The sequence below is a fragment of the Mucilaginibacter sp. P4_C11 genome (assembly GCF_056402115.1).
The window spans coordinates 1-3,852 of the sequence record NZ_JBFUIA010000074.1 but is presented as its reverse complement, the minus strand read 5'-3'; the positions used below and the strand labels follow the sequence as shown (position 1 = coordinate 3,852).

Genomic DNA, 3,852 nt, shown 5'->3' with positions numbered 1-3,852 from the left:
GAATTAATGCCTTGCAATCAAACTATTTTATATAATACAACAATCAAACTAAAATTAAACTATTAAAAAACAATCAAACTAAATTAAAAAACAAATGAAAGTAAGTTCTACAAAATTAAACCTCCTAAGTTCAGTCCGACAGCTGACACGTGAGAAATGGGCGCTGGGAGCTACCATTTTTACAGGAAAAATGATTGGCCTCTTGCTGGTTTTTGCCGCAATGATGGTTTTACCTGGTGTACTTGGCACATCTGCGCATGCTGCCGAAACTTACACCGCTCATGAAACATCGTTAATTAATACAGTTAACACTGTTTGGACACTGGTTGCAGCCTTTTTAGTATTTGGTATGCAAGCTGGTTTCGTTATGCTTGAAGCAGGCTTTGCCCGCAAAAGAGAAACCGTGAACGTATTAATGGAGTGTATTTTTGATACTTGCCTTTGTGGTTTGTTATTTTACGCTGTAGGTTATGCGTTTATGTTTGGTAATGGTAACGGCTTTATTGGCTGGGGCGGCTTAGGTGCTGATGGTAAAACCATCACCAACTGGTTTTTCCTGCAAAACACGCCTGATACTTATGGCTCAACAGGTATCCCTGTATTGGCACACTGGATATTCCAGTACGCTTTTGCTGATACCTGCTCAACTATCGTATCTGGTGCAATGATTGGCCGTACCAGCTTCCGTGGCGATATCCTTTACAGTATAGGTATTACAGGTTTTATTTACCCAATAATTGGTCACTGGGCCTGGGGACCGGATGGTTTCTTGGCTACAATGGGAACTTCAGGTTTCTTCCAGTCAATAAGCGCTCAGCCTTTCCGTGACTTTGCAGGCTCAACTGTGGTACATACTATAGGTGGTGTAGCTTCACTGGCAGGTGCAATGGTGTTAGGCCCACGGTTGGGCAGGATATTTGCCCGCGATGATAAAGAAAAAGGCGGATTACCTCCAGGTCATAACTTGTTAATTGCAGCAGTGGGTGGTTTTATCCTGTGGTTTGGCTGGTATGGTTTTAACCCTGGTTCAACTTTATCTGCAATGGATATGCAAGGTATCGGCCGCGTAGCCGCCAATACTACACTTGCTGCCTGCGCCGGTGGTTTTGCTGCAATGCTTATGGCATTATGGTTTGGCCCAACAAAAGGTAAGTTTGATTTAGCTTTTACTATCAATGGTTTCTTAGCTGGTTTAGTTGCTATTACCTGCCCTTGCTACTGGGTTAGCCCGCTGGGTTCAATCCTATTAGGCGCAATTGCTGGTGTTATCATATTTGCAGGTGTTTACCTTATTGAGTGGTTCCGTATCGACGATCCGGTTGGTGCAGTATCTGTACACGGTTTAAACGGTATCTGGGGTACTTTATCATTAGGTTTATTTGCATCTGGCCAGTATGGCGCTACAGGCCCAACTGGTGCCGATAACTCTGCACCCGTAAAAGGTTTATTTTACGGCGGTGGTTTTGATGTATTAAAAGCACAGTTGATAGGTAGCTTTACCATTACCATTGCAGTGTTTGTGGTAACCTTTGCAATGATGTTTATCATCAATAAATTAGGTCACCCATGGAAACTACGTATTGAAGAAGAAGGTGAAACAGGTGCCGGTGGTATCGATGTATTCGATCACGGTATCGAAGTTTACCCAGCCCAGGATGACGAGATTAGCTTAAGTGGCCTTTTTGATAAAGGTGTAGCATCTCCATCTGCAGTATAATAAAAATCTTTAATGCCTTGTGCGGTTGGTTCAATACCGACAACCTTTTACAGCCAACCGCACAGGCTTTTTATTTCAACCTTGCAATTTTTTAACCGCTTTTACTAAAGGCTATTTTGTGCATTAGCTTAATGGGAAAGCTTTATTTCAACCCAAATCAAATTCAAATCAATTAAATCGTTATCATGAAAAAAACACTTTTACTTTTATCAGCTCTTGTTGCCGGTTCCTTCGTTGTTAAAGCGCAGGATACCGTTAAAACCACGTCAGATGCCCCTTTGGTTATCTACGGTTCGGTAGATACCTACTTCAAAAAAGATTTTGCTAATAAGCCAAACATTCAAACCTCTTTCGGTTCTGATAATAACTCGGTATCAATTGGTATGATCGACCTTGGTTTAAAGAAAAAAGTAGGCAAGGCATCGTTTGTTGGCGAAATGTCTTTTGGTCCGCGTGGCCAGGAGCAATCAATTCCTGATGCTTCATTAGGCGGTTTGCCCGCCGGTACTTCAAGTTACCATATTCAAAACTTATACGTTTCTTACGATGTAACCGATAAGTTTAACTTAACCGCAGGTTACATGGCTACATTTGTAGGTTACGAGGTAATTAGCCCGGTAGGCAACTTTAACTATTCAACTTCTTATTTATTCAGCGCGGGCCCGTTCCAAAATGCAGGCTTTAAAGCAACTTACGCTTTCTCTGATAAAGTAAGCTTGATGGCCGGTGTTTTTAACGACAACTGGAATACCTACAAATCAAATTCAGCTACACCAGAGGTATCAACCTTTGGCGCACAGTTGTTTTTATCGCCTGTTAAAGGATGGACAGCTTACATTAACCTTGCAAGTGGTAAATACTCTGGTACTATATTGGATTTAACAACTGCTTACCAAATAACTGATGCATTTAAATTAGGTTTAAATGCTGCACGTAAAACAGGTATGGGTGCTTATAATTATTTTGGTTATGCCTTATATCCTCAAATAGCTGTTTCAAAAGCAGTTACTTTTGGTTTAAGAGAAGAGTATTTTAAAGCTAAAGCAACAAACGGTGGTCCTGATATTGGCATTTCTCCGGGCAACTCGGTTATTGCTTCAACTTTAACTTGCAGCATTAAATCAGGTCCTTTAACTTTCATTCCTGAGTTTAGGTTGGATCATACAAAAACTGGTGATGTTTTCTTGAAGAGTGATGGTACTGCTTCAAAATCAGCCGGTCAGTTTTTGTTAGCCGCTGTATACGCGTTCTAACTTAAAATAAAATATTATTTTACAAAAAGCCTCCTGATATAACCGGGAGGCTTTTTATCTTTATAGCTGCGTAGAGTCAAGAGTTAAGAATCAAGAATTAAGAATTAAGACAAGAGTTTCAAATTCATTCACCTTTGAGAACCCTGTGTTAGTTTGCTGATCTTTAATAATATAATAAGGCAGCGGTGCCTTTTATCTTAACTCTTGACTCTTTTTTTATTCTTTTTAAATGAAAAACATCTTTATTGCTCTAATCTGTATTCTTTCTGTTAAAAGCGCCATCGCCCAAAAAGACACACTGGCCTTTGATGAACGTAATAAATACATTTACTACCAAACGACCGATCAGCCGGGCTTAAGCAAGGATACTTTGTATGGCCGGGGATTGTATTTTATGCATAAAGCGTATCCTAAAGGCAAACTAAAAATTACCAAAACTGACGAAGCCCAGGGTGTGTTGAGCGGAGAGGGTAGTTTCGCTGTATCAAAACGATCGCTATTGTCTGGTAGTCTTGGCGGCGAAATAAGCTATACGTTAAGGATAGAAGTTAAAGATTCAAAATACCGCTATTGGTTTACCGATTTTAAGTTTACCCCTTATAAACGCGACAGGTATGGCATGGAAGTTTTGGATCCTGGTATTATATTCCCGATGGAAGAAGCAAAAAATAAACTGGAGAAAAGGGATGTTGTAGTTTATTTAGACAAGATACTCAGTTACAGCAGGCAAAATGGTGCGATTTTAAAATCGTATATGCTGAAAATAGCGCCCGTAAAAAAGAATGCTCCTGCATTAAAAAAGATATCGACGAAAGATTGGTAGTTCGTTGGTTCAATGGTTCAATGGTTCAATGGTTCAATGGTTCAATGGTTCAATGGTTC

The 3,852-nt window shown here is 40.1% G+C and carries 3 protein-coding genes; all 3 read left to right on the top strand.

What is annotated here, in order from left to right:
• The first annotated feature begins 190 nt into the window (after positions 1-190).
• Positions 191-1,717, top strand: coding sequence for an ammonium transporter (locus tag AC1DU2_RS30730; protein ID WP_477358125.1), 1,527 nt, complete (start codon positions 191-193; stop codon positions 1,715-1,717).
• Between the two features lie 185 nt (positions 1,718-1,902).
• Positions 1,903-2,970: a porin gene (locus AC1DU2_RS30725; RefSeq protein ID WP_477389436.1), complete on the top strand. Its 1,068-nt coding sequence runs from the start codon at positions 1,903-1,905 to the stop codon at positions 2,968-2,970.
• A gap of 229 nt (positions 2,971-3,199) precedes the next feature.
• Entirely contained in the window at positions 3,200-3,793 is a 594-nt protein-coding gene (locus AC1DU2_RS30720) for a DUF4468 domain-containing protein (RefSeq protein ID WP_477389434.1), read from the top strand.
• The last annotated feature ends 59 nt before the right edge of the window (positions 3,794-3,852 follow it).